Here is a 26,684-nt window from a genome sequence, read left to right as displayed (position 1 = left end):
TCTTTTCAGCAGATTCTTTTGCTCAGCTACGAATCCGTTGCGCATCGAAGGTCACGCCAGCCTGAATCCGCCCCACAAACTCGTCGAGAGATCGCGCGAGCTTTATCGGTTCCTTGAAAGGGAGCAGGTGGGTGTTGTCCAGCCATTGGATAGAGAGCATTGGATGTACGCTTGCCAGTTGCTCGCCGCCAGCCCGCCACAACGCATTGTTTCGCTCAGCACGCGCTCCCTTTTCCCCGGCTGTTTTCGCTGCCAGAACCAGCTCAACTGGACAGTCGAGCTTTTCATAGGCCGAAAGAAGCTGCTCGCGGCGTCTATTGAGCTCAATGGTGAGAGTCGCATACTCGTCAGGCGTGAGGCGATAGCCCATGCCAACCAGGTACAGGAGCAATGGCCCGATGCGCATCACTGGGGTGTTGAGTCGACGCCTCACATCAAGAGGATCACTGACGAGATTGACCGGCACCGCACCGTCTATGAGAAACAGTCCTGCCACCTTCCCCGGATGGCTCGCCGCATACCAGACAGCCAGGTCTGCCCCCAGAGACCAGCCGACCAGAATCGGTCGATCGAGAGCAACCTTGTCCATCATGGCCTCCGCATCCGTCAGGAAGCTCTCAAGGGAGGTGTTGTGCGAGGTGGTGGTTTTCCCATGATTGCGAAAATCGAAGGTCACGAGCCGATACTGCCCCCTGAGTTCGCCAATGATTCGCTTCCAGGACACTTGTGTTGCCCCACCACCGTTGAAGAACAGGAGCGTCTGCCCCTGACCGGTCTCACTGACCGCGAGTTGCACCTCTCCGTTTGGGACCTTGTAGTGTTTTCTCGGTGTTTTCATGCTCTCGTACCTCTCTTTTTCTTCCTCAAAACAAGCTCTGGAACAGGGCCTGCAATCCAAAATCAAACTCGCGATCAGGATTCCACTGCGCAATGTCCGGCAATAACGCGTGGAGCGTCGGGTAGTGCTCTGCGGGAAATTGTTGCCACACCGTCGGGCCATTTGGCCCTGGCTCCAGGCCAGCCACAGACGTCACCCCAACATCGAGTAGCGTCTTACCAATCGTAAAACCAACGATACTCTGTAAAGCATAGATCGCTTGAACTCCAGTGACATTTGCGCGGTGGACGGTCTCCAGAAGACGCTCCAGAAGCGCCAGAGTCGCTGGGGTTCGTAGTGGACTCGTCGCCACGAGGGGAAGCGTCCGTGGATGGGCACGTAAGACGTCCCGAAAGGCGTGGGCAAAGACCCACAATTCCTCGCGTGGAGTGGCATCAGGTTGCTCAGGGTACGGAGCCTGGACGATGAGCAGTTCGATGACCCCATCAAACAAGGCTCTCTTATTCTCAACGTGATTGTACAGCGACATCGCCTCGACGCCTAACATGGCTCCGAGTTTGCGCATACTAAAGCCTTCCAGGCCATCTCTCTCGATCAATTGCAAAGCCGCTTCCAACACGCGTTGACGCGTGAGAGGATCACCAGTTTTCGCCATCATTCTCTTCCTCTCTATACTTACATCGTAAGCTTACAATGTAAGTATAGAGCAGGGAGTGGAAAGTGTCAAGAGGCATCTCTTTCACACAGAGAAGAAACTTTTTTTGTGGTTAATGATGAGCTAAACTCGTTGCGCAACCCGTGGGCTGCTCGCGCGATACACCATTTTTGCACCCGCTCCGCCAGAACTCAATTGGTTTTGTCGTTGTTTCTTGAGCAAGAAACAACAAACGTATTACGACTTTCCCGGTACGGCTATCAGCTCAGGAGAGGACTGGGTTCATTGTGAAGCATTATTCTACTTATATATCTGATTACAGGTCAGTCGGCACGTTCACATGTTGAAGCCATTCAGAATGCAGCGTGGAAAGCCTTAGCGTTTTACGTCCGAACGCCTTTTTTGCACAAGCAATTCTACAAATAATCACATTACCAAACTTTGGTAATCTTGGGCCTCAAAGGAGCGGAGAGCATCTTTTCTTGGTTCTCGACCGCGTGTACCGATTCTCACCCACTTAATTCCCTCTCCCTTCAATCGTTCCGGGGCATCTTGCTCTCCCACCTTGTCGAGGCTTTCGAAGAAGGATGAGAAAAGATCTGCCGGATATTCGCATGCGTTATCTCAGCTTCTCCGGGTCACCATACTGCTGGAGTGCCACATCCATCAGCTGTCGTTCCTCTTCAACCTGCTGACCCAGTTCATCAATTGAGGATTCCAGTTGACGATACGCTATCAGCATAGCATCCTTTCGCTGTCGCATTTGCTAATGATGGAGTGACTTCTCCGCGTGGTCTCGCAGACCAGCGGCTTCTCGCAAGTACATTTTCTCCTTGCGAGCTACACCGATATGAGGCATGAACCTCAGCCCGATGGGGGCAGCCATATCAGCCCCAACTACGTGAGGGATACCCATTTCCCCACGATACTTGTACCGAATGTTGCAGGCTCCTACCAAATCACGATGCCCTTTCCACCCACATGCTTTGTTCGTACAACAGAAATTGCGTCCTTGAACCGGGCTCTTCCGCCGTTTGCCACAGACAGGACACGTCTTGCTGGTATACGATTCTTCCTGTATTTCTACCAGCATACCAACTCTTTCAGCCTTATAGGTGAGTTTGTGGCGAATAGAACCAAAGGACCACTGGTGGAGTTTCTGATTATTTTTGGAGCCAACATCCAAATCTTGCCGAATATCGCGCACATCGCCAATTGCCAAGGTCTGCACACCGTTTCTCTGAAGTGTGGAGATGAATCTTGACGTACTCTGATGCTCAATAGTTTTGATCTGATTTGCTAATTTCTTGAGTTGCTTTTGCTTTGATCTGACAAGTTTCTTGCGACGACGCGAGCCTTTCTTCTTCGCATCAATCTTCTTTTGCAATTTTGCTAACACCTTGTTGCGATACTGCCTCTTTGAGCGTAGGAGACGCCCATTGAGGATATAGGTGTGTTCCCCATCGTGACTGACAGCCATGTGAATTTCGCCTAAGTCGATCCCTGCCACCTTGTCGCCATTTTCAGGGACAGGCAGATAACAGGGTTCATAGGTCGCAATGGCTTCATACTCGATGCCAGTCCAGCAAATCACTAGGGTTTGTGGAATGGTCCAGGCCCAATCGAGGACAAGAGGTTCATTGCCTTTGCCATTGGACAACACGAGCTTGCCATTCTTCACCCTCATGGCAGAGCGTTTGTACTCAATGCGAAAGTACCACTTACGCCGCCGTGGTGGCTTGGCAGTCGGGTCCGTTTTTCGTCGTTCTCTCCAACTCTTGAGTGAAGCAAAGAAGGCTTGTACGCAAGCATCAGCCGTATGAGCGTGGAGTTTGTTGGAGGTATGCCAGCGCATCAGATGCTTGGGCTTGAGCCAGATGCCCTTTTTTCTGACCGTCCGCCAGAAAGAGACGAGGGTAGCAGTATAGACTTCACCACAGGCATGAGCCAACTCCTCAACTTGAGGAGTCTTGCCGATCTTGACCCGTTTGATCTGATACACGCTACACGCCTTTCTGTGCTTCAATATAGGCTTTGATACCTTCTGCACTCACTTGCCCAACCGTACAAGCAAAGTAGGAACGCGTCCACAACGACGGCAACTTCTTGAGAATGGGGGCAAACTCTTTTCGCAAGGCAAAAGAGGTAACGCCCTTCAACTCCTTGACGACATCAGCGGCGCTGTCGGTCGTCCAGACACGCACAAACAGATGGATGTGGTCGGGCTCAATGGCGAGTTCAATGATCTGCCAACCCTTGCTCTCACACGTTTCTTGTAAAAGCTGCTCACAACGTTCTTTGATGTTCCCCGTAAGAATGGGCTTGCGGCGTTTGGGACACCAGATAAGATGATACAAAATCAAATGCACCCGATGTTCATCACGCTGATAGGTTGTTTCTGTTGAAATCATAGTTGTGGTATACAGTATATTCAACAGAGACACAAGGGCTAAAGCCGCAATCGCCTGACCGCTAGGGATGAATCCCTGCGGCTTGCGGCGGGCTAAAGCCCATAAACGTCATCAACGGCTGATCAAAGAGGCCTGGCTGACGTATATTTTGCTGCTTGCGTGGGCGAACACTCATCTTCTGCTCAGAAGCAATCTTTTCTGCATGAGAAAGTTGCTTCCCATTCTGTTCACCTGTGTGCCGTCCGCAATATCTTTAGAATAGAATGAGCACGAGGAGGCAAAAAGCGGCCTTCTAACTTTAGAAAAATCCACAATAAAATTAGAAAACATGCCAGAATCCGCAGTAATTTTAGAAAAAGTACTTGACAGTCGGAATATGACGTTGTGATTGGCTCAAACCAGGTTCTTCTGCTCCAATTAATGTAGTAAAACGTATGCATGCATAGCTCTACTGCATTTTTCGTTGTTCCTGCTTCGTTCCCAGTTGCGCTCCCACCGTAGTGTGAGTCGTCTTACACCAAGTCCACAGGCGACTTTTACGACCCGTCCGAGCCAGTACCGTGGTCGACTTCACATGGTGGGAATGCAGCTACCAGGCGCTGCGCTTCCTGCAAGAGATTGAGCGCGGCATTTTTGTCGCGGTCCGCCACCAGACCGCAGCTCTTGCACACAAAGACGCGATCAGAGAGGCGAATATCCTTCCAACGCCACCCACACCGTGAGCAGAGTTGGCTGCTGGGAAAGTAACGATCCACCTTGACGACTACCCCACCTCGATGAGTCACTTTCATGCTCAAGAGCCTGAGCAATCGACCCAGAGCCGCGTCAGAGAAGGAGCGAGACAGTTTCCGGTTCTTCATCAGCCCCTTGATGTGCAGGTCTTCGATGCCAACCAGCGCAAAGGTGTTCGCCGCTTTTGTCGTCAGTTTCTGCAGCACATCCTCACGCATGCATGCCACTTTATAGTGGAGTCGGGCGACTTTGCGACGGGCCTTCTCACGATTCTTGGATCCAGGTTTTCGACGATGGAGCCGCTTATTGGCTTGACGAAGCTTCTTCAGCGCTGTTTTCAGGAATCTTTGGTTCTCAAATTCCGTTCCATCGCTCAAGGTCGCCAGGTGATTTAAGCCAACATCGATGCCAACACTGGGGCGCCCCTTCCTCAGGGGAAATTCATCTGGCACCTCGACGGTCACACTCACAAACCACCAGTCAGCTTGACGTGTAAGACGCACCCCAGTGACTTTTCCTGTGAAGCGAAGCTTCTCTGCCATGTTGACCCAGCCGAGCTTGGGGTTGGGTAGGCCGCGGGCGAGGTATTGCCTTGTGGCAGCCCTTTTCCCTCGGCCCCCCACCGAACCGGACATGCCCGTTTCCGTAGCATCCGGCTCTCCAGCTTCTGGGAGTTTTCAGGTTTGGCTCTTCGCATTTCGCGTCCCTTGCCTTTCCGCTCCCATATAACCTGTTGCCCTTCCCCATGTCTCGGACATTACTCCAAGCCTTTGAGATGAAGTAGACCGCCAGCGAGGTACTGATGCTGTCCTGACCTGCCTGATGTTTCAGGTGGTTTCCTGGACTCAGCCCTTTTCCAACGGTCTCTTCCCGAACCCAGCGGGCCACTTTCATGGCACTGTAGCTCTCCAGAACCCTTTGCCTCGTTGCGCAAAGATCGTGTGGCCCATCCAGGCCAACCTCTGCCGCTGAGACGAGTTCCTGGGACCCTTCGCCCTGTCTGTGTCTTTCTCACAGGCCCCGGCGGGGCGTGACTTCCGCGACTACTTCGGTCCCTCTGTACCCATACACCTCGCGGTGGTTAGGGCAACCCCAAGTTGCCTCCAAGAATCTCAGTTCGTGCTCCAGGTGTCCTTTACGTCTTTTCCCGTTCCTTACGGGTAGGCTCCGACGGAAGCTTTGTCAGGAAGTAGTACCGTTCCCGGCAACGTCGAACACAGGCGCTAGTACCGTTTCCTGTGGGCTGCCCCGGTTCCGCCTTGACTGGGCTTCAGACAATCAGTCTTCACCATACACGACTTACCTGACGAGCCTCTGGCCCCTGGTACTGGGACTTCACTCGCCTTTGATACAACATGCTACGGTCCCCTCGACTCTTTCGAGCGAAAGTAAGTTGCTGGTTTATCCACACTGCTTCAGTGGACCCACCCCGACGGGTGAGAGAGATTCTTGTGCCACATGGGCGCACTACTATGGCAACTCCGTCGCCATGAGACTCGCGTCTTTTAGGCGATCCCGCTTTTGCGCAAAGAGAACGTTGAGTGTGTTTAGGTGCCCGTTTGTTTCCTATCGGGTTCATTACCCGCTGCTCACTGGAGAGAGTGTTTCCATCATCTGGATCCCCTATGATGTATTCTCAGTGTCATCCCTTTGGGCATGGTGGGATGGATGCGCATTTCATCGCACGGAAACGTAGGTTCAACAATTGGCCAGTTTCACCTCTCCCCCTAGCGGGGCTTCATGCACACAGGACTTGCGAGACTCTATCATACATGCCTTCTGATATTTCTCGCTTTATGAGCATGCTACAGTCGCCTTTGGGTTTCCCCTCCGGGTTAGCTCTTGTCCTAGAGGTTTTCACTCTCGACCTCTCCTGTCTGTGACAGGTATTACTCTCTGCACCGACACGGCGCACAATCCAGATGCGATAGTCCCCAAGTTCAAATTGATCGTTCGCCAGGTAAAAGCCTGGTCTGCTTTTCTTCTTGCTCTTGAATGTGGGCCGACCGGTCTTTTTCCCGTTCTTCAAGCCCTCAAAGTAGGCGATCCAGGCTTTTGCCAGATCGAGGAAGGGCTGATCTGAGGCATTTTTGGTCACTTCCCAGGTCCAGGGATACTGCTCCCGCCTGATCTTGTTGAACTCTTTCTCTGGTTTCAACGGAAGTGTTATTTCATCGGCCAGCGCGAGTGAATTTCAATTCCCGCTCGTCGATAGACTTGCGTGGCGTGTTCACGTGCCTGACGCTTGATCTCTTTTTCATCCATGCTGAGCAGTTGTCCTTCTTTGACGACGACCTTTCCATCGACGACAACAGTATCAACTTCTCCACCGGTCGCAGCATAGACAAGCGTGGAGACCAGGTTGGGTGAAGGTGTTGTATGCAGGCGATCGAGATCGACCACAACGAGGTCTGCTTTCTTGCCAATTTCCAGGGAACCAATTTCTTGTTCTAAACCTAACGCGCGTGCGCCATTGATGGTTGCCATCTCCAGTACAGTCTCAGCGGGAACGATCAATGGATCGTAGGTGACAGCTTTGTGGATGATCGCGGCTAATTTCATCTCGCGGATCATATCATAGTCGTTGTTGCTTGGCCCACCATCGCAGCCCAGTGCGATATTGACGCCGTGTTCAAGCATCAACGGGACCTTACAGATACCGGAGGCGAGTTTACTATTGGATGAAGGGTTGTGTGAGACATGGGTGCCTGTTGCGGCTAAATGTTTGACATCTTCTTCTGTGAGCCAAACCATATGCACAAGTACTGTTTTCGGCCCGAGCAGGCCGACGCTTTCGGCATAGAGAACGGGAGAGAGGCCATATTTTTCATTGAGAAATATCTTATCGGCTTCGACTTCAGCAAGGTGCATAGTGATGCCCATATCCCTTTGACGTGCCAAGTCGCTCATCTCTCGGTAGAGTTCGGAGGTAACACCACCGGGCGTGCGCGGGCCGAACCAGACATGAATGCGGTCATTTGCCGCGCCCTGCCACTTACTATGCATGTCCAGTACACCACGCAAACTGGTTTCACGGCTCTCAATCAGACCCGGATGCATCGAGCTCTCTTGTGTCGCGTAGGTACCAATATCCATAACGATGCCTGCCAGGCAAGCGCGAATGCCGCTCTCGGTTACAGCTTGAGCGATACCATCAAAGCCATAGCGATGAGCGAGCATAGATTCAAGGAAGGTTGTAGTTCCCGACTTCAGCATTTCGGCGATACAGAGTCGGGCACTGACATAGCCATCATCGTGCGTATAGTTACCCTGCAATACCCATACACGGTCACATAGCCATTGAATGAGTGCCATGTCATCAGCGCAGCCTCGAATGAGGGCCTGAGCCAAGTGAACATGCGTATCAATCAGTCCAGGAATGATCACCTTCCCACTAACGTCGACGACTTCTTCAAGTGGATAGCGTTCACGTAAAACAGGAGTTTTGTCAATTGCAACAATGCGATTTCCCTGGGTGGCTATCGCTCCGTTATTGATGATGTCGCGTTGAGGATTCATCGTGATAACCGTCGCATTGGTGAAAAGCATATGTTTTCTCCTGTCTTCACTATAAATGGCTGTTTCATCGCAGCAACGTCAAACCTCTATCGCATAGGAAGCTTTTTTATCTCCTGTTTAGCCCGTTTTGTCGCAACATATCCTGTTTTTTTGTGAGCGACATAAGGCGCGCCCCCTATGCAGTTTCAATATATTGTGTTTCTATTTTACCATACATGCCGTGCAAAGGCTATTTGCTTTATATAGGTATGCGCGCATTTTCTACTTGACACAGGTGAATCCTATGAGTATACTAGCCTGCATGGAAATAAGACTTTCCACGTATTAGATTCATTTCTTTCCACAATACTAGATCTCTAATTACCTGTTATATGGTAACGTCCTGATTGTGCTGAATCAATGGAGCATTTTACCACTGTTGGTATGCTGATGGTAGCCAGTATGTTTCCTATGCATGGGGAGCAGCCTATGATGCCTGCATATCTGTGCTAAGGGCTCTTAATGAAGATGTAAAGAATGAAAGGGGCCTCTTTGTGATTGATGCACTGGAAAGACGTGTGCTCACAATTGATACTCCCCATAAATCATTCAACCTTCATTGTGCTCACTCAAAGGAACCGGTATGGCGACACAAAAGATTATCCTACAAGAGATAAATGCTCTTGATAAGGGTGCCTTTGTTCAGGAGTTGAGTGGACTCTTTGAGGGACCACCGTGGATTGTTGCCAGCGCATGGTCCGCACGCCCTTTTCAGAGTGTTGATCAGCTCTATCAGACATTGTGTAGCATTATGTATCAGCCTCCAGTTGAGCAACAGGTTGCGTTGTTATGTGCGCATCCAGATCTGGTGGGGCAAGCTGCTCTAGCTGGAACACTTTCTCCTGCTTCCACGGGCGAACAGGCTGCTGCTGGCCTTGATCGTCTCACGCCTGAAGAGATTGCGAACTTTCAACGCTACAATCAGGCTTATCGTGCTCGTTTTGGTTTCCCATTTGTTATTTGTGCACGCGAGAACAAAAAGGATAGTATCCTGGCCGGTTTTGTTACGCGCCTGCAACATACACGTGAGCAAGAAATTACCATTGCCCTGGGTGAAGTCGCGAAAATCTGTGCTTTGCGCTTACAGGATTTAGTGTGCACAGTGCACACTAAATCCGATGATACGGCACATTGATTGCGCTGCTTGAGATGCGTTGATGAGGATATGAGATCGAGATGCGACTTCTAGCCAGCTTTGTTGCCCAATTCTTGCTCTTATTTTTACACTAAAGGGTATGTCATGGACAGGAGTTATGACTTCGCTATCAGCTACGGGAAAATCCGCGTCCCACTGTATCGTGTCTATGCTCAACCGTTGTCCGGTATTCAGGCAATTCCGGAATCGACCTACACCGGTCGTTCTAATATACTCTTTGCGACCGAGGTCGATGTTGAGGTTACTGGTCGCAATTTTTTACCTTCCTATACAGAGGGTGATAATCGGAATGTCGTTGCGACCGACAGTATGAAGAATTTTATTCTACACCAGGGATTACACTTTGAGGGTTCTACGCTTGAACAACTTCTCGATCACCTTGGCCGACGGTTTCTGCTCACCTATCCCCAGATTGAGAATTTGAGTCTCTCCGCACGCGAACTCTCGTTTCTACCTATCCAACGACCAGGACAGGATGGGAAAGGGATTACTGAGAGCGCGGTATTATTCTCTCGTTCGCACAATGATGTTGCTGTGGCAACGATGGCATTCACGCACGATGGTGAACAGCCGGTCATGACTACCCATCGTTGCGGACGTATTAATATGGAATTATTTAAGGTTACTGGCAGTGCTTTTACAAGTTTTATTCGTGATGAATATACGACCCTGGCTGAGCGCGTTGACCGTCCACTCTTTATTCATCTGAATGTGTACTGGACCTATACTAATGCGGCTTCACTCTTGAATGCGGACATGTCTGGCTATGTCCCCGCTGAGCAGGTGCGTGATGTCGTTCAGGTCGTATTCGATGATTTCGTGAGTGAGTCAATCCAGCACCTAGTGCATGAGATGGGATGTCGCCTGCTTGAGCGTTTCCCACAACTGGCTACAGTCAGTTTTGACGCGCAAAATTATACTCGTGACCTGGTGATGACCTCCGAATCGGATGATAAGGTAAAAGTCTATACTGATCCTTTTACGGCCTATGGTGATATTAAATTAACGCTGAGTCGAAAGGTATGATCTTTTTTTTCATTATCGTGAGTTTATTGGTAGTTTGGGGATAGTCTTATGGCTGGCATGCTGACGATACATGTTCTTGATACGATGCATGGCTGTCCTGCGGCTGATATGCAGATTCAGCTCTGGAGCCTGACGCTATCAGGAGAGCATGAGCAGCGAGTACTCTTGAAGACCGTGCATACAAAAGATACTGGTCGTACGGCAACTCCGCTCTTGCAAGGAGAGGAACTTGTCGTGGGTTATTACGAACTTCTTTTCGCGGTGCATGCCTATTTTATCTCTCGTGGTCTGCTGCTACCGAACCCCCCTTTTCTTGACTTGGTACCGGTGCGTTTTGGTATTGCGGACGTGGAGGCACACTATCATGTACCTTTGCTAGTGTCGCCCTGGGCCTATAGTACCTATAGGGGGAGTTAGTGTATGTCAGAGATAGCGATGCCTGATAGCGTTGCCCATACAGTTATGGAGCGCTGTGATTTGCTTGCTACCTGTAGTGAGGAGGCAGGTTGTGTGACACGTCGTTTCGCGACACCTCCTATGCACCAGGTTCATGAGTTATTTGCCAATTGGATGCGTACAGCGGGAATGACGGTACAGATTGATGCGGTAGGTAATTTGATTGGGCGTTATGAATCCAATCGAGCGGGAGCGCAAACATTGTTGCTGGGTTCTCACCTGGATACGGTTCGGAACGCGGGGAAATACGATGGTCTACTCGGCGTGCTTGTCGCGTTAGCTTGTCTGGAACGATTGTATGCCCGTGGTGAACGTTTGCCCTTTGCTATTGAGTTGCTTGGATTCGCTGAGGAGGAGGGGCTGCGCTACCAGAGTGTGTATATCGGAAGTAAAGCGATTACGGGGACGTTCGATGTGCAAGCTCTAGCGTTGCGGGATGAAGACGGTATTGCAATGGTGGATGCACTGCGCGCTTTTGGTGGAAATCCTGATCCTGCACTCCTCAGGTCGCCACGCTGGTCCCCCGAGGAGCTGCTCGGATATTGTGAAGTGCATATCGAACAAGGACCCGTATTGGAAGCGAAGCAACTGCCACTAGCGGTTGTAACTGGTATTGTTGGACAACAGCGTATCCTTGTAACGTTTAAGGGTGAGGCAGGTCACGCGGGCACTCTGCCTATGAAGCAACGACATGATGCGCTCTGCGCGGCTGCTGAGTTTGTGCTGGCGGCTGAGATGCTGGGACAGCGTGAGTCTGGATTGGTTGCGACGGTGGGTCAGTTGCAGGTGCAGCCCGGTGCCAGTAATGTTATTCCCGGAGAGGTTACGTTGAGTCTGGATATACGTCACGAAGACGATACGAAACGTGATCTTTATGCAGACCAATTGCGTGAACGAGTGGATCGTATCTGTAGAGAACGAGGCATTACATTGGCGTGGCAACCTGTTCAGCGTAGTCCAACTGTCTCCTGCGCTCCTAGCTTGATCAAGCGTTGGCGACAGGCTCTACTAGAGGAGAAGTATCCGGTTTTTATGCTTCCCAGTGGAGCAGGGCATGATGCGGTGACCATGAGTACATTGACAGACATTGCCATGTTGTTTGTGCGTTGCAAAGGGGGCATCAGTCATCATCCCGCGGAATCGGTCCTGGAGGAAGACGTAGCAGCGGCGATTGTCGCTCTAGAGCGCTTTCTAAAACTGACCGCGAAAGAGGTAGAAGATGAGCGTATATGATCTCTTGATTCGCAATGGGACGCTGGTGACACCACTTGGCATGGAAGTTGCTGATATTGCGGTAGAGGCAGGTAGATTGCGTGCGATTGGACCACAGTTAGAAGGTAGCGCTCGCGCAGAGATTGACGCTCAGGGTCTGCACATTTTTCCAGGTGTGATAGATGCGCACGTTCATTTCAATGAACCAGGACGTACAGAATGGGAAGGCTTTGCAACTGGTACGAGGGCTCTTGCTGCGGGTGGGACGACCACATTTTTTGACATGCCTCTAAACGCTTCACCACCAACACTGGATGCAAAAAGCTTCACATTGAAGCGAAAAGCGGCAGAAGCGTCGGCGCTGGTTGATTTCGCACTTTGGGGTGGGCTGGTCCCGGAGAATCTCTCCAAACTTGAGGAATTGGCGGCATGTGGAGTCGTTGGCTATAAAGCATTTATGAGTCAGAGTGGCATAGAGGATTTTTCGTCAGTCGATGATGATGTGCTTTCTAAAGGTATGCAGCAAGCAGCACTGTTAGGAAAACTGGTCGCGGTGCACGCTGAAGACGACCTGATGACGAGCGAATTAGCCCGTAAGGCTATGGCTGAAGGCCGTACAGGCGTGCGCGATTATCTTGGCTCTCGCCCCGTTGTTGCGGAATTACATGCGATTACGCGTGCAATCAGCATCGCTGAGGAGACTGGCTGTGCGCTCCATATTGTGCACGTAAGTTGCGGAAGTGGCGTTGCTCTGATTGCTGAAGCTCGTGAACGAGGGGTGGATGTGAGTTGTGAAACCTGTCCGCATTACCTGGTTCTCACTGAGGATGATGTTGAGCGATTGGGGGCAGTTGCGAAGTGTGCTCCTCCTTTGCGTGCCCGAAGCGAACAGGAGTTATTGTGGCAGCAAGTGCGTGAAGGGAATATCCAGTTGATCAGTTCGGATCATTCACCTGCACCTGCTTCGATGAAAGCCACTGATAACTTTTTTCAGGTCTGGGGTGGTATCTCTGGTTGTCAATCTTTGCTACAACTATTGCTCACAGAGGGCTATGTGGCCCGTGAAATTCCATTATCATTGCTTGTCTCACTAGCCTCTGCGGCTGTGGCGCGACGCTTTCACATACCACAAAAAGGACAGTTGGCTGTGGGATCTGATGCGGACCTGGTATTCGTGGATTTACAGTCGCAGACGATGCTGCAAGCGGAAGATCTTCACTATCGCCATGCACATAGCCCATTTATAGGGAGGACTATGCGGGGGAGAGTGGTACGCACACTGGTACGTGGTGTGACTGTGTATCAGGGTGGAGTGTTTCGTGAGGGTGTGAAGGGGCGGTTGCTTACGCCAGGAATTGCGTAGGTAGAAGAAAGAAGGTTGTTTTATGTGGCAGACATGTCTACAACCAACCACCATGGTTGAAACGTTAGAACTTCTGCAACAATATGGTGCGGAAGCGCGACTTGTCGCGGGTGGCACAGATGTGTTAGTGGAACTTCAACGCGGTGTGAGGCCGGCAACGACACTTATTGATGTCAGTGCGCTGCGTGAACTTAAGTACATACGAATCAATGATCATTATCTTTCTATGGGGGCACTGACAACTCATAACGATATTCTGCAATCCTCTCTCTGTCAGGAGTATGCCATTCCACTGGTTCAGGCATGTCGTGAAGTGGGAGCTCCACAGATCCGCACCCGGGCGACGGTTGCCGGTAATATCCTGACGGCTTCGCCTGCGAATGATACCATTCCTCCACTACTGGCTCTGGACTCCGAACTGGTGCTTGCTACCAGTGCTGGTGAGCGAGTAATACCATTGTGTCAATTTTACCGTGGCGTACGTCGGACGGAACTACGAAGTAATGAGTTCTTGCGAGAGATTCGCGTACCTATCGTCGCTGCTGAACGGCGTGGGCTCTTTAGTAAATTAGGTCTACGACGCGCACAGGCTATCTCTGTTATTAATCTTGCATTGATGCTCTCATTTGAAGGCGATTTCGTGTGTGATGCTCGTATTACGCTTGGCTGTGTCGCGCCTACCGTCGTGCGTGCGATGAACGTGGAGAAATTTCTGCTAGGGAAAAGATTACAAGCCGCCATTTGTCAGCAAGCAGCACAACTCGTCGTGCATGATTGCGCACCTATTGATGATGTGCGCGCCTCCGCTGCATATCGTTTGCTTACAGTAACAAATCTGCTCGAGCAAGGACTGGTGACGCTTTCCAGGAAAGAGCGTGATACACGGTCTCGTCCAATCTTGCTTGAGACAATTGTCGATGCGTATGCGCAAGGGAGTGAAGTTGTCCCTTTCCGTGGCACCATCGAAACAATTATTAATGGTCGGTCATATAGTTTTTCTAATGCACAACAGAAAACATTGCTCAATCTATTACGAGAAGATGCGCGTCTGACAGGGACGAAGGAAGGATGTGCTGAAGGAGAATGTGGCGCTTGTTCTGTTTGGTTAGATGGGCAGGTAGTCATGTCCTGCCTAGTGCCAGCTGTCCAGGTACATCAACGATCAGTAACCACGATTGAAGGTCTGGGTACGTCCGGACAACTGCATCCTCTACAGCAAGCTTTTATTGACAGCGCGGCTGTTCAATGTGGTTTTTGTATTCCTGGCATGCTTATGGCGGGAGCGAAACTACTGGACGAGTGTCCTTCTCCCAATGAGGAGCAAATGCGTAGTGCGCTCAGCGGAAATATCTGTCGTTGTACTGGTTATCGTAAAATTCTGGATGCTCTGGCACAACCTCAGGCGGGAGGTCAAGAACGATGAGTATCATAGGCACTGCTTTGCCACGTTCCGATGCTTTTAGCAAAGTTACCGGAGAAAGCCATTATCCCGCTGACCTGGTGAAACCAGATATGTACCAGCTTCAGGTCGTTTTCGCGCTGCGCCCTCATGCTCGTATCCTTGCCATCGATACAAGTGAAGCCCTAGCGCAGCCGGATGTCATTGCTGTGTTGACCGCACGGGATGTACCGTATAACGCGTTTGGCTTGATTGAAGCCGACCAGCCGGTGCTCTGTGATGATGTGGTGCGCTTCGAAGGGGATAAGGTTGCAGTAGTTGTTGCTAGGACAAAGCAAGCAGCAATACGAGGCGCCCAGTATGTACGAGTTACCTACGAAGATCTGCCTGCTGTTACCGATGTGCATACTGCATTGGCTCCGGATGCGCCGCTGGTTCATCAGGAGCGAGGGAGCAATCAACTTTTTCATTTTCCTCTACGGAAAGGTGATACTCATCAGGGCTTTGCACAGGCGGATGTCGTCCTCGAAGAAACATTTACGACATCCTGGCAGGAGCATGCGTTTTTACAACCCGAAGCAGGTATGGCTTATATCGATGAGCAGGGGCGCGTCGTCATAGTGTCCGCTGGCCAGTGGTTGCATGAGGATCGCCGGCAGATTGCGGCTATATTAGAATTACCGGAAGAGTCCGTAATTGTGCGCTATGCAGCTATTGGGGGGGCGTTTGGCGGACGTGAGGATCTCTCAATTCAACATCTTCTCGCGCTGGCAGCCTGGAAACTTCGCCATCCGGTCGCGCTTGTCTGGAGCCGTGAAGAATCGATCATTGCTCATCACAAGCGGCATCCTGTACATATTTATTGCCGTTGGGGTGCTACGCGAGCGGGCCAAATTACCGCAGTTAAGGCGAAAGCCATCGCTGATGGGGGAGCATATGCCTCTACAAGTGTCGAAGTTGTCAAAGATATCGCAGTATTCGTCACTGGAGCATATGAAATCCCTAATATTTTTGTAGATGCGTATGCCGTCTACACCAACAATCTACCTAGTGGAGCTTTTCGCGGTTTTGGTGCTCCTCAGGCTCATTTTGCGTGCGAAACTATGGTCACGCGCCTGGCTCAAGCTTTGGATATGGATCCCGCTGAGTTACGTCTGCGTAACCTTTATCGTGAGGGGAGCCTTGAGCCCACGAATTTACCTCTGCCAGAAGGAGTTAGTTCCACTCCTGCCCTTGAACGTTGTCTTGAGGAGGTACGCCTGCGGTGGGGCTATGAACGGGTAAGTCGAGAGCCGTTCCGTGCGAAACAGCCTGCAGAAGCACATCTACGACGTGGCATCGGCCTGGCCTGTGGTATCAAAAATGTTGGTTATTCATTTGGCTTTCAAGATCGCTCCACGGCGACCGTAGATCTTTTTGGCGAAGCGGAATTAGAGCGAGCGGAAATCCGTATCGGAGCGGCTGATGTTGGGCAGGGGTCGCAAATGGCGTTACGGCAGATTGCGGCGGAGGTCCTCAAATTATCACCCGACAACATTACCTTAATTTGTGATGACAGTCATGAAGCACCAAATGCGGGTAGTGCTTCGGCTTCGCGCCTCACCTTTATGGCTGGTCGCGCTGTCCATGATGCCGCTAAGCAAGCGCGTGAGCAGTGGAGTTATGTGGATGATTATCAGGCGCGAGCAACTGTGCAGTACCAGGCACCAGCTACAACGCCCATTGATCCTGCTACCTATACTGGCACGCCGAATTATTGTTATGGTTATGCGGCACAGGCTGTTGAAGTAGAGGTAAATCTGCTGACTGGTCAAGTGCAGGTACTGCGTGTCATCAGCGTGCACGATGTTGGTAAGGCAATTAATATGCAGCAGGTTACTGGTCAGGTAGAAGGATGTCTGGCGCAGGCGCTAGGTTATGCGCTTTTGGAGCACTTTCAGGTGCAGAATGGACGTGTTCTCACTTCTCATTTGAGTACCTATCTTTTACCGACTGTCCTTGACATGCCAGTTGAGATCACACCCGTCATTCTAGAACTTGGAGATCCTCATGGACCCTTTGGGGCACGAGGTATGGCGGAAATGCCGTTGGTACCTTTTGCTGCCGCGGTTGCTCACGCTATTCATGAAGCAACCGGCGTCTGGTTAACGCAACAGCCAATGACGCCCGAACGTGTTTTGAAAGCAATTTCTATGAAGGCCGATCGGGAGCGAGAAACTACGTAACATTCTTCTTTTGATAGTTTTAGTAGGAGGTTAAAAGGTAAAGTCGATGAGTAAATTACGCATAATAGTTGGTAATCAATTTGAATTTATTGCTCGTATTGAAGAGGAGGATGCACCCAAAACGTGCCAGGCTTTTAGCAAACTTCTCCCGTTTCAAAACAAAGTGATTCATGCACGTTGGAGTGGGGAGGCTGCCTGGATTCCCCTAGGTGATTTCAACATTGGTGTTGACTTTGAGAACCATACCAGTCATCCGAGTGCGGGTCAGTTGCTCCTTTATCCCGGTGGATACAGTGAGACTGAGATCCTGTTTCCTTATGGATCAGCTATGTTTGCCAGTAAGGTAGGTCAGTTAGCTGGCAATCATTTCTTAACCATTATTTCTGGGAATGAACAGTTCAAAGATTTGGGAAAGAAAGTGCTCTGGGAGGGAGCGCAAGACATTCTCTTTGAGAGCATGTAAGCATCTAGTATGTATCTCCTTTATTATTTTTCCTCACTACTCAGGAACTTCACTCACGCCGCCTGCGGCGCCTCTGAAAAAGGGGGGATGCACTATGAAGTGTGAGTCTCGGAAGACGGTGAAAGGCGAGCTGCACGCTTCATCAAAACGCAGAACGCTCCATCAGAATGGTAGGGAAAAGGTCTTGTTGGCCCCCCCTGTTATTGGATGGGTTGATGAATGAGCCGCGTTGATGATGTGAGTCTTCTGTATCCAGATCGCGCAACGAAGCGCGTCGAAGGAAGCGTTGGCTTCGCGTTGTCACGCGAACCATCAAGGGAGAGGAGCCAGGGAAAAGTCACGGTATCCGTGATGGGGACGCGAGGGTATTGTCAACGTAAAAAATTCTGTTGATGAGCTTTCACCACTTCGACGCCACATGAGCCATGATTCTCCAGTAACCAGGGCCAGAAAAAGGGCGCTATCCCCACTTTGCGGTCCCTTTCTCATGTATAAGCTCCACAGTTTTGATTAAGTTGACAATACCGTTTTCAGAATGGTCGAGAGACGCGAGGATGGAAATCATACCAATAGGTACGATTTCCCGCGGTACAACGCGCGCTCATGCGCGCCAATGAAATGCGTAACGCACAACACGACCAGGAATTGCAGCAAGCAGCCGCTGGAGCTCAGTCACGGCGTCAGCGGCGAGCGTTGGGAGTGGAGCGACCAATGCATCAATGTGCAAAAATGCATCCGCCGTCAGGGAAAGACCCGCGCGCCGACCGCAAGCTAGTCGTTGATTGAATGCCAACATATTACACATAGTGGGATGTAAGAAACTGTGCACAGGTTTCCATCGCACCGGTAAGGTCGTCGCCACTTTCTTCATCGGCGCAGAGCCATCCCTGGTATCCAACATCATGCAGCGCGGCGAATACCGGCGTGAAGTCAATAGTTCCCTTACCAAGGACTTTGAATTCATTATCGGCAATGTCTTTGATATGCATGTTGTCGAGGACCATCCGGTAATCTCGGATGATGCCCGCAATATCATCGATGCCAGACTTGATAAGGTGCGCGGTATCAACTGTAAGTTTGATTGTCTGATCGCTCACGGCATCAAAAAATACTGCGAAGTCCTGGCGATACATGACCGGCTGGTTATAGTGATGATGTAGCGATAAAGCAATTCCATACTGTTGCGCTTCTTTACCCAGATCTGAGAGAATGCACGCATAGCTCTGGATATCAGCATTTGACAGGCCCTCTCTGGGTTGTGCATGGCAAAAGATGATCCGTTCAGATCCAACGGCCTGGGCGAACTTGAAAAGAGCGCGCAGATCAGCAATGCCCGCTTCGTCTAGCAACCCTCCCGTGATCAATCCAGAAGCAAGGTCTCTGGCATCATCTCCCCACTTCTCAAGGAAGCGCTCCGACTGAGCAACATACTCGCGGTACTGACCAGCCTTCAACTGTAGTCCACCATAACCAGCGGATCGAAAGTGCGAGAACAACAATTGTTGCTCATCTGCATCGGCCGTTGGTTTGGAAAAAGCCATCTTCATAGTGGCATCCCCTCACGAAAATTTACTGCTTGCAGTGTCTCCGCTGATCTGTAGGAACCATCCAGTAGAGCAACTGTCTTCAGATTATCGCGACCACTATTCGCCGGTTCACCACCCCGTTCAATCGCTGTCAACAACTGGTCTAGGCCAGTAAAAGACGCCTTTGGTTTATTGGCGCCACGATAGGGATTCTCCCATTGTTCACGAGGGGTATCGCGGTTGTCTCGGTCAAACAAACTCATCTCCTTATAGTTGAGGACCAGTTCACCTGTTTCACCAAGAATAATCGTTTCCGTTCTTCCCCTGGGAGCTGAAAAGCTTTCCACATAAGAGACCAAGGTACCCTGGGCAAAATTCACCGTAATTGATGCCTCAGTCTCGCCTGTGCACTGAATGGCCTTCGATGAATTGAGCGTGCAGGTCAACGATGTTGCTTCGTCGCCCAGAATCCAGCGAAAACCATCGAACCAGTGAATACCCATAATAGCCAGCGCGTGCCGTTGCTGCAGGATGCGCCATCCAGCATCCTGACGGAACATCAGATCCTGATGCACAATAGCAGCCACGTGGCCAATTCTTCCTTGTGCTACTTGTTGACGAGCCATCTCAAAGGGATAGTGATAGCGGAAGTTCTGGTTGACCGCAAGCTTCACGTCAGCCTGTAAGCATGTATCGACCATATGTTGAGCACCCTGATAGCTATCAGCGAAGGGCTTCTCAACGAAGATATGTTTGCCTGCGGCGGCAAGCGTATCGACGACCTGCTTACGAACATTTGTTGGGGTACATACCACCGCGACTTCCCATTCGGCTCCTTCGATCATCTCTTCAAGAGAAGAAAAGCCCTGAGCAAAACCATATTTCTGTCGTGCCTCCTGCACATGTTCGGGAACGGTGTCGCATGCCGCGACAATCTGAATCCGTTCAGGATGGGGCAAGTAAGCATCAAAATGCATACGCGAAATATTACCACAACCAACAATGGCGATACGAAATTGCTTCATCTTTGATCGACCTCCTTTACCTTGTCGTTAAGACTTCTACGTCTAGCTGTACTGATCTCTACTCTTAAGCGATTTCTTCCCCTTCCAGGCTCTCCGCCTGTCGATCTGCTGACGAGAAAGAGACGACGGCTACCAATGGTTCAGTGCTGGTGCATCGGGCCCAGTGGGGAATACCACGAGGAATACGAATGACCGAGCCAGGGGTCAGTGAGAAGAATTCATCTCCCAATTTGTGCTCACACTCGCCAGAGATGACGTAGAGCAGTTCCTCACAATTGGGATGGAGGTGCAATGGATTACGTTTCCCTGGATAGATCGTAACAATCCCGAATGTTTGCTCTGCCCCCGGCATCTGAGTAGCACCAACCAGCCATGAGAGGCTTCCCCAACCGAGTCGATCGGTGTTCTCCTCTTGTACCTGTCTGATTACAACATTTTTATCCAACAGCAAAGGCTCCTTTCATAATGGGCGTCATGAATATATGGGCAATATATGTATGAAAATGGCAGTAGATGTTTACTGCTATACCAGAGCGGATAGTCCATACCACTACCATCGGGATGAATACAGAAAGATCAGGAGAGATTCTCCTCTGGTGTCTCCAATGACTGGAGTTGTGCTACCATCGAACGACGAACTCCATCGATGTGTTCCTCCATCAACCGAGCCGCCAGATCAGCATCGCGTGCTTCCAGTGCCGCCAGAATGTGAGGTCTTTCAAGCGCAGTTCGTGCCACAACCTGGGGATCACGATTGGCTCCCAAACGTACGATCTGGATCTGACGTTTGAGGCGACCAATGGATTCTATCAGTGTCTCGTTTCTCGACATCTGGGCGATAGTATCGTGAAAATGTGCATCGGCAGTGCTATACGCCGCCATGTCGCCCGCTTCCAGGGCCTGTTGTGCCTCATCAAGAATAGAGCGAATCTTGTCCAGGTCTTCTTCCGTTAACGAAAGAACTGCCAGACGTGTGGACAACCCTTCAAGGACTTTGCGCACCACATACAGATCGTTCACCTGTTTGGCAGTGAACATACGCACGAAGTTGCCGCGATACGGGCGACGTTCGACAAGCCCCTCTTCGACAAGCGTGGCAATAGCCTCGCGCAGGGGAGTCCTGCTTACCGCCAGATCATTTGCTAATGAGCGCTCATCGAGTTGTGTCCCCGGTGGGATACGGCCCGACGCGATCAGATCACGAACTTTATAGTAGATGCGTCGATTGAGAGGATGATGCTCCAATTCGTCCATCGCAGTACTCTCTTCCATTGAGTTCCTCCATCAGGATTTTTGATTCTATTTATGAATATTTTACTGTATCAAGACGCTTCAGTCCTGTTTTGAATACTCCCCGATTTTTTGCTGAATGGCGCATTCCTGATGCAGAACTATTGACTTGGTATATTGTATATTGTATATTGTATCATAAATATACGGCTATGACAACCAGCATACAGAATCGCCTTGCTCGTCATAAGTCTTTAATCTTCTCTATCCTGTCTTGTACACTTCTTATACACCGCAAAAGCTCGGCGCAAGAGTTCATCATCCTTGATCTCACGCTTCTCGTGACGAGCCATCCCTTCGCGCAAATCATCACCCCATGCTCGTGTCTGGATGGTCGGCTTGAAGGTCGAATACCCCGTTTTGTTCTCTTTGGCCGCTTTCTTTCGACCTTTCTTCAGCATGACTGTGGGGTGAAGCTGCTCTGGATGCTCTTTTTCCTCCCACGTTTCATACTCCTTGCGGAAGGCATCGAGGACCGTGACGCCAGGCTGCCCTAACCGCACGCCCGGGCGTCCGTCAATGTTGCCATCTTTATCAGCAATTTTATAATCCGCATAATTGGCATGACTGGCATAATGGAGGCGGATCTTCTCGACTTCTTCGGGTGACGTCCCGGGTTCCACTCGCGGCTCCAGCACAAAGCGATGGCCCTGGATCTGTGCCATATACGTGATATCGGCCACCATCGGGGGCACAGACCAGAAACAGGCAATGCGGGCATACATCCCACGAAAGTTATGCACACTGACTTTCTCGCGCGTGGCACGCACCAACTCCTTCAGATTGCCATAGCGCCGTTCTACCGCCTCGTTCACTGCCTTGCCGAACTTCTTGACTCACCTACTCAATCTCCAGGCTCATACAGTCCACCAGAGCACACAGCCGCTGGACGGCCTCGACCACGAGAAAGGCTCACGACCTCGCCCTTTCACCTGGGGTGCAGCAAGTTTTTTGCGTGAGGCAGAGCACAGGAAAAAGCACCGTGCTACAATGACCCTCGAGCACTCATGGACCGGATGACAACGCTAGCGTTTCCAACTGGTAATTAAGGCGAAGAAGAGCGAGCAGGTTTTAGGGAGAAGAGCGAGCACTCGGCGGGAAGCGTGAACACAGGTACGAAAGTCTCTGGGAAAGGCGTTCTCTATTTGGTATACTCCCTGTGAGAGTTGTAAATTGCGTTCTTTATCGCAAGCTGATTGTCCGTAAGAACGCTTCATCTACCGCTTGTGCAGCAGAGATGCTGATGATCGTCCCAACTGGAAAAGGCAAGATATTTCAGAAGGTTGAGCATTATGAATGCTACGATAACACTGCAAGAAACAATCGAGCATATCTATACGACCTTTTCAAGCTATCTCTTGCACCATCCTGTGGAAGGCTGCCCACATTGCATTTCACACGAGGACCAAGAGCGAATCGCCTCGAAACCCCTACGCGAACTTACCGAAGAGGATCTTCGGCGCTACACACTCAAAGCCCTGACTACCTGGGGAGATGTGAACGATTTGAAACATTTTCTGCCACGCATGCTTGAATTGGTCGTTTCCCATCGCTTCCCGTATCTCGATTACATTGTAAATTGAATTATGCAAATTTTGTAACCACCTAGGTCCCCTTGGGATTTGTCAAAACCAGAAAAACCAGCTACAGTAAACGTATGACGCAAGAAGAAGAACTGCAAGCCCTTCGGGAAGAATTGCAGGCTGTCCGAGAAGAAAATGTCCTGCTCAAGGCACTGGTTGCCGAATTGCTTCCTTTGAGAGAGCAGGTCGAGGGCCTCAAAGCGCACGTGAAGCAGTTGGAAAAGCGCTTGTCCAAAGACAGCCGAACATCGAGTAAACCGCCATCGAGCGACGGACTTAAGCAGCGGCCTCGCAGCACGCGGCAAGCCAGCACGAAAACGACAGGAGGCCAACCTGGTCATCCTGGACACACGCTCGCGCAGGTCCCCATTCCCGATGAGATCATGTCCCACCGACCACATGCATGTGAGCAGTGCCAAACCGATTTGCACCAGGTGATAGGTGTGATTGTCGAGCACCGTCAGGTGCTGGATCTGCCAGCCATCCGCTTGTTGGCCCGAGAACATCAGGTGAAAGCGGTGTGCTGCCCCAACTGTCACCATCTCACGCTGGGAGGGTTTCCCAAAGAGGTGAGCGCTCCGGCGCAATATGGGCCTCACGTGCAAGCCTTGGCGGTGTATTTGCACCAGGGCCAACTGCTTCCGGTCGCTCGGACCTGCGATGTGCTCGCAGAGATGTGTGGAGCCTCGATCTCGCAAGGCACGCTCTTGCGTTGGGTACAACAGGCGGCTTCGCGTCTGGAGCCAACAGAGCGTATCGCTGAATTGGTCACCCAAAGCCGCTTGCTGCACGGGAACGAGACAGGCATCCACGTCTATGGCCTGCTCCATTGGCTCCATGTCAGTTGTACACGCTGGTTGACCCACCTGTCCTGGCACGCCTCGCGAGGGCGAGAAGCCATGCAGCGAATCGGCATCTGGCCGCGCTTTGCAGGCCGGGGAATGCATGATCGATGGGCGAGCTACGACGCGTACCCTTGCGCTTACAGCATCTGTAGGGCTCACCTCCTGCGTGATTGCGCTGCCTTGGCCGAGCAAGACCAAGAGCTATGGGCGGCAGACATGCACACCTTCTTGCTTGATTTGCATGCGGCCACCCAAGAGTGGAGCACCCGGCGCGTTCCTGCCATGGCGCCTATTGAGCGTGATGAATGGGTGGCACGCTATTTTGAGATCCTGGCGGCAGGGTATGCCGCCCAACCACCTCCTCTTGAGGATGCAGGCCAAAAGCGCAAAGGCCGGCGCAAACAGAGTGCAGCCAAAAATCTCTTGGACGCCTTGCTCCCACGAGTTACGCAACGAGATAAGCTCATCAGCAAAAGGTGAAAGCCATCTCTCTCCTGACTTCCAGAAGGCAGAGAGAATGAACCTTTTTCCATCTGTCCGGTATAGATTACAGAAGAGCAAACATCCTTGCTCTTCTGTATTTTTCAATGGACACAGGAGAAGCCATGGTCACCGACGAAGATCTGTTTCGCGCCTGGCAGCACGGCGATACAGGAGCATTGGAAACGCTGGTCCAGCGGTACCACGCCCCTTTACTCGCGCACCTGTATCGGGTTTTGACCGATACGCACCTGGCCGAAGATCTGGTTCAGGAGACTTTCCTCCGGCTGATTCGCGAGGCGCAGAGCTATCAGTATCCTCGCCCATTCCGTCCCTGGCTCTACACCATCGCTCATCATCTGGCCAGCCACTATTACACCAGCGCCTATGCCCGCCGTGTCGAACTGCGTGCCCAGATGCCCGCCATCCAGGCTCGCGACCCAGACCCAGCGGAATGGTTCGAGCGCTGGGAACGACGCCATCATCTGCGCAAAGCGCTCGCGCATCTCAGTATGGAGCAGCGCGAGGTGCTCAGCCTGCGCTTTGGACAGGAGTTGAGCATTCAGGAAACCGCAGCAATTCTCTCGATCCCACCCGGCACCGTCAAAAGCCGGACGTTCACCGCCCTGCGTCTGCTGCGTGCTTCGCTGGAAGGGGAAGCACGCGACACGGGGAGCACACAAGGAGGACCACGCCATGGATAACCATTCGTTCGATCAGCCTCTCACTCAGCGCGATGAACTCCCTCCTGACTTGCAAACCGTCGTCAACAGCTATGCGGCCCAACCGGTCCCACGCCCGTCCTCAACCGAGACGGCGCGCTTGATCCACACACTGCTGACAGAGGCCGCTTTTCAGGCACAAGACACGCACAAGGAGGGAACTCCTCATCTCTGGCGCATAGCTGTTCTGACACGCTGGCGCGTGTACCTGCTCGGCCCCTGGTTCTGGATGGCTAGCGTTCTGCTGCTCCTGGCTGGTATCGGGCTTTCCCGGTCTCTCTCGGTCTCTGACCTCATAACGCTGTTGATTCTCCTGCTTCCTCTGGCTGCCGTGTTCGGCCTGACACACGCGTTACACGCGCCATCGGCGGGATTACGCGCTGTGGAGGCAAGCTGCCCGGTCACGTTCGTGCAAACCAGCATGAGCCTGGGTCTGGTTCTGCTGGTTTTTGATAGCCTGCTTGGTCTTGTTGCCACGCTTGGCTTTGCCCTGGCGCACTTCGCCCCCTTCTGGAATCTCTTGCTAGCCTGGCTGGCTCCGCTGCTCCTGCTCACGGCCATCTCGCTGCCCATCGCGCTCCTGTGCAATGTACGCCTGGCCGCATTGATCGGCGGCCTGCCCTGGATGCTCCTGGGCTTGCTTGCCCTGGCTGAACAAAACGGACCAGGCATCGTGAAGCCATTCTTCTCTCTGCCGCAGGACACGCTTTCGCTTGCCTCTCACCTGGCAACGATCGCGCTCGGCCTCCTGCTTCTGATTGTATTTACCACTTTTGCCCCAAAATGGCAGCGCTTCTGCGCTTTTTAGAAACCATGAAAGGATTATGTATGTACAACTTCTGGGTCGTCATGAAACTGGAATTCAGGCTGATCTGGCGCAACTGGGGCGCCTGGCTCATGGTGCTGGTCATGCTCTTCCTCGGAGCCCTCTGCGCTTCCAGTAATCGCAACGAACCCTGGTCGAGTTGGGCGCACCTGGGGACGACGAGCTTCTTCCTCTCGGTCATCCTGACGTTCTACACCGGCAACCAGATCCGCCGCGATCATGCCCAGCGCCTGGATGGGATTGTTCTGAGTACTCCTGTCGCAACACAGAGCTACGTCTGCGGCAAATACCTTGCTGGACTGGCCAGCCTGATCTTGCTCGCTGGCTCTGGCCTGCTTTCTGCCTTGTTGATCGATCATTTTGCCACGAATTCATCCGCCTTTCTGCTGTTTGCGCCTGCGTACTACCCGCCGATGGGAGCACAAGTCTATCTCACCGGCTGGGCCTGGCTGATGCTGACGCCGATCACCTTTGGTGCAACCTTCATGCTCGCCTGTATTACGCTCACACACGGCCAGCGGGCCATTGCCTCTCTGGCCGTCCTCCTCATCTGGGTTCTGCCTTTGTTTCTCACCCAATCCATTCCCCAACTGCTCGATATTACCGCCGCCTTTTTTTCCCATTTTTCTCTCGCACCAGCGAGACCTGTCACAAGCCCCACTCCAATCATGCAGTTCCTACTTCAACATCCGGTTTTGCGCCAGGATGGTCCACCGCCAGCCAATCTCATTCAGCCAGTCATGCACCTTTCCCTGGCAGAAATACCGCCTTCGCCTACTCCCACCATGTTTCTCTGGAATCGCCTGTTCTTCCTGTGCCTCTCCTTGCTGTTACTCGTTCTGACCATCTACGGGACGCATACACTGCGCCGTCACGCATGAGGAAAGGAAAGC

At 51.7% G+C, this 26,684-nt stretch carries 25 protein-coding genes and 2 pseudogenes; 14 read left to right on the top strand and 13 right to left on the bottom strand.

The features are described from left to right. Nucleotides 1–22 precede the first annotated feature (22 nt). The 8 genes and pseudogenes from KRAC_RS40145 to KRAC_RS40115 all read right to left on the bottom strand — a co-directional run bounded on the left by KRAC_RS40145 (nucleotide 23) and on the right by KRAC_RS40115 (nucleotide 8,185). Complete coding sequence (locus KRAC_RS40145) at nucleotides 23–838, bottom strand: alpha/beta fold hydrolase (RefSeq protein WP_007917289.1); 816 nt, start codon at nucleotides 836–838, stop codon at nucleotides 23–25. A gap of 25 nt (nucleotides 839–863) precedes the next feature. Next, the gene (locus KRAC_RS40140; protein WP_007917287.1) at nucleotides 864–1,496 is read right to left on the bottom strand and encodes a TetR/AcrR family transcriptional regulator; all 633 of its coding nucleotides are present in this window, start codon (nucleotides 1,494–1,496) and stop codon (nucleotides 864–866) included. A gap of 616 nt (nucleotides 1,497–2,112) precedes the next feature. Continuing rightward, the gene (locus KRAC_RS78660) at nucleotides 2,113–2,235 is read right to left on the bottom strand and encodes a hypothetical protein (protein ID WP_007917285.1); all 123 of its coding nucleotides are present in this window, start codon (nucleotides 2,233–2,235) and stop codon (nucleotides 2,113–2,115) included. A gap of 24 nt (nucleotides 2,236–2,259) precedes the next feature. Then, complete coding sequence (locus tag KRAC_RS40135) at nucleotides 2,260–3,495, bottom strand: RNA-guided endonuclease InsQ/TnpB family protein (protein ID WP_007917283.1); 1,236 nt, start codon at nucleotides 3,493–3,495, stop codon at nucleotides 2,260–2,262. 1 nt (nucleotide 3,496) lies between these two features. Then, a complete protein-coding gene (tnpA, locus tag KRAC_RS40130) occupies nucleotides 3,497–3,901 on the bottom strand; it encodes an IS200/IS605 family transposase (RefSeq protein ID WP_083815065.1) in 405 nt (134 codons plus the stop codon). A 539-nt stretch (nucleotides 3,902–4,440) separates the two neighbouring features. Continuing rightward, nucleotides 4,441–5,199, bottom strand: a pseudogene (locus tag KRAC_RS40125) (RNA-guided endonuclease InsQ/TnpB family protein); the annotation flags it as partial. Nucleotides 5,200–6,551: 1,352 nt separating this feature from the next. Beyond that, nucleotides 6,552–6,794: pseudogene (locus KRAC_RS76930) on the bottom strand (RNA-guided endonuclease InsQ/TnpB family protein); the annotation flags it as partial. Between the two features lie 8 nt (nucleotides 6,795–6,802). After that, on the bottom strand, nucleotides 6,803–8,185 hold the full coding sequence (locus KRAC_RS40115) for an amidohydrolase (RefSeq protein WP_007917278.1): 1,383 nt from the start codon (nucleotides 8,183–8,185) through the stop codon (nucleotides 6,803–6,805). Between the two features lie 592 nt (nucleotides 8,186–8,777). Between KRAC_RS40115 and uraD the strand changes: the two genes are divergently transcribed. From uraD to KRAC_RS72310, 9 genes are all read left to right on the top strand, one after another. Further along, on the top strand, nucleotides 8,778–9,329 hold the full coding sequence (gene uraD / locus KRAC_RS40110; RefSeq protein ID WP_007917271.1) for a 2-oxo-4-hydroxy-4-carboxy-5-ureidoimidazoline decarboxylase: 552 nt from the start codon (nucleotides 8,778–8,780) through the stop codon (nucleotides 9,327–9,329). A 105-nt stretch (nucleotides 9,330–9,434) separates the two neighbouring features. Further along, entirely contained in the window at nucleotides 9,435–10,376 is a 942-nt protein-coding gene (pucL, locus tag KRAC_RS40105; protein ID WP_007917268.1) for a factor-independent urate hydroxylase, read from the top strand. 48 nt (nucleotides 10,377–10,424) lie between these two features. Continuing rightward, nucleotides 10,425–10,793 (top strand): hydroxyisourate hydrolase, encoded by a 369-nt coding sequence (gene uraH, locus KRAC_RS40100; protein ID WP_007917266.1) that lies wholly within the window; start codon nucleotides 10,425–10,427, stop codon nucleotides 10,791–10,793. Between the two features lie 3 nt (nucleotides 10,794–10,796). Further along, entirely contained in the window at nucleotides 10,797–12,065 is a 1,269-nt protein-coding gene (locus KRAC_RS40095; protein ID WP_007917264.1) for an allantoate amidohydrolase, read from the top strand. Then, the gene (locus KRAC_RS40090) at nucleotides 12,052–13,407 is read left to right on the top strand and encodes an allantoinase (protein WP_007917262.1); all 1,356 of its coding nucleotides are present in this window, start codon (nucleotides 12,052–12,054) and stop codon (nucleotides 13,405–13,407) included. Before KRAC_RS40095 ends, KRAC_RS40090 begins: the two co-directional genes overlap by 14 nt. A 22-nt stretch (nucleotides 13,408–13,429) precedes the next feature. After that, a complete protein-coding gene (locus KRAC_RS69620) occupies nucleotides 13,430–14,830 on the top strand; it encodes an FAD binding domain-containing protein (RefSeq protein WP_007917261.1) in 1,401 nt (466 codons plus the stop codon). After that, entirely contained in the window at nucleotides 14,827–17,031 is a 2,205-nt protein-coding gene (locus KRAC_RS40075; protein WP_007917258.1) for a xanthine dehydrogenase family protein molybdopterin-binding subunit, read from the top strand. The genes KRAC_RS69620 and KRAC_RS40075 overlap by 4 nt, the downstream gene beginning before the upstream one ends. A 46-nt stretch (nucleotides 17,032–17,077) precedes the next feature. After that, nucleotides 17,078–17,494: a DUF3830 family protein gene (locus KRAC_RS40070; protein ID WP_007917256.1), complete on the top strand. Its 417-nt coding sequence runs from the start codon at nucleotides 17,078–17,080 to the stop codon at nucleotides 17,492–17,494. 603 nt (nucleotides 17,495–18,097) lie between these two features. After that, a complete protein-coding gene (locus KRAC_RS72310; RefSeq protein ID WP_157507607.1) occupies nucleotides 18,098–18,280 on the top strand; it encodes a hypothetical protein in 183 nt (60 codons plus the stop codon). A gap of 11 nt (nucleotides 18,281–18,291) precedes the next feature. Here the strand turns inward: KRAC_RS72310 and KRAC_RS40065 are convergent, their stop codons facing one another. The 5 genes from KRAC_RS40065 to KRAC_RS40045 form a co-directional block, all read right to left on the bottom strand. Beyond that, nucleotides 18,292–19,041, bottom strand: coding sequence for a sugar phosphate isomerase/epimerase family protein (locus tag KRAC_RS40065; RefSeq protein ID WP_007917254.1), 750 nt, complete (start codon nucleotides 19,039–19,041; stop codon nucleotides 18,292–18,294). Next, nucleotides 19,038–20,045 (bottom strand): Gfo/Idh/MocA family protein, encoded by a 1,008-nt coding sequence (locus KRAC_RS40060; protein WP_007917253.1) that lies wholly within the window; start codon nucleotides 20,043–20,045, stop codon nucleotides 19,038–19,040. The genes KRAC_RS40065 and KRAC_RS40060 overlap by 4 nt, the downstream gene beginning before the upstream one ends. Nucleotides 20,046–20,109: 64 nt before the next feature. After that, nucleotides 20,110–20,490 (bottom strand): cupin domain-containing protein, encoded by a 381-nt coding sequence (locus KRAC_RS40055; protein WP_007917251.1) that lies wholly within the window; start codon nucleotides 20,488–20,490, stop codon nucleotides 20,110–20,112. 131 nt (nucleotides 20,491–20,621) lie between these two features. Then, on the bottom strand, nucleotides 20,622–21,317 hold the full coding sequence (locus KRAC_RS40050; protein ID WP_007917249.1) for a GntR family transcriptional regulator: 696 nt from the start codon (nucleotides 21,315–21,317) through the stop codon (nucleotides 20,622–20,624). A gap of 212 nt (nucleotides 21,318–21,529) precedes the next feature. Continuing rightward, entirely contained in the window at nucleotides 21,530–22,150 is a 621-nt protein-coding gene (locus KRAC_RS40045; RefSeq protein ID WP_040445766.1) for a hypothetical protein, read from the bottom strand. Between the two features lie 477 nt (nucleotides 22,151–22,627). Between KRAC_RS40045 and KRAC_RS40040 the strand changes: the two genes are divergently transcribed. The 5 genes from KRAC_RS40040 to KRAC_RS40020 all read left to right on the top strand — a co-directional run bounded on the left by KRAC_RS40040 (nucleotide 22,628) and on the right by KRAC_RS40020 (nucleotide 26,672). Then, on the top strand, nucleotides 22,628–22,918 hold the full coding sequence (locus KRAC_RS40040; RefSeq protein ID WP_007917247.1) for a hypothetical protein: 291 nt from the start codon (nucleotides 22,628–22,630) through the stop codon (nucleotides 22,916–22,918). Between the two features lie 74 nt (nucleotides 22,919–22,992). Next, nucleotides 22,993–24,243, top strand: a complete 1,251-nt coding sequence (locus KRAC_RS40035; RefSeq protein WP_040445764.1) for an IS66 family transposase — start codon at nucleotides 22,993–22,995, stop codon at nucleotides 24,241–24,243. A 125-nt stretch (nucleotides 24,244–24,368) separates the two neighbouring features. Beyond that, complete coding sequence (locus KRAC_RS40030; protein ID WP_007917245.1) at nucleotides 24,369–24,947, top strand: RNA polymerase sigma factor; 579 nt, start codon at nucleotides 24,369–24,371, stop codon at nucleotides 24,945–24,947. Further along, the gene (locus tag KRAC_RS40025; RefSeq protein WP_007917244.1) at nucleotides 24,940–25,773 is read left to right on the top strand and encodes a hypothetical protein; all 834 of its coding nucleotides are present in this window, start codon (nucleotides 24,940–24,942) and stop codon (nucleotides 25,771–25,773) included. Before KRAC_RS40030 ends, KRAC_RS40025 begins: the two co-directional genes overlap by 8 nt. A gap of 20 nt (nucleotides 25,774–25,793) precedes the next feature. After that, complete coding sequence (locus tag KRAC_RS40020) at nucleotides 25,794–26,672, top strand: ABC transporter permease (RefSeq protein WP_007917243.1); 879 nt, start codon at nucleotides 25,794–25,796, stop codon at nucleotides 26,670–26,672. Nucleotides 26,673–26,684: the final 12 nt, after the last annotated feature.

This window comes from Ktedonobacter racemifer DSM 44963, from assembly GCF_000178855.1.
Taxonomy (GTDB): domain Bacteria; phylum Chloroflexota; class Ktedonobacteria; order Ktedonobacterales; family Ktedonobacteraceae; genus Ktedonobacter; species Ktedonobacter racemifer.
Note: the sequence above shows the minus strand (reverse complement) of the source record. Positions and strands in the feature narration are given on the sequence as shown.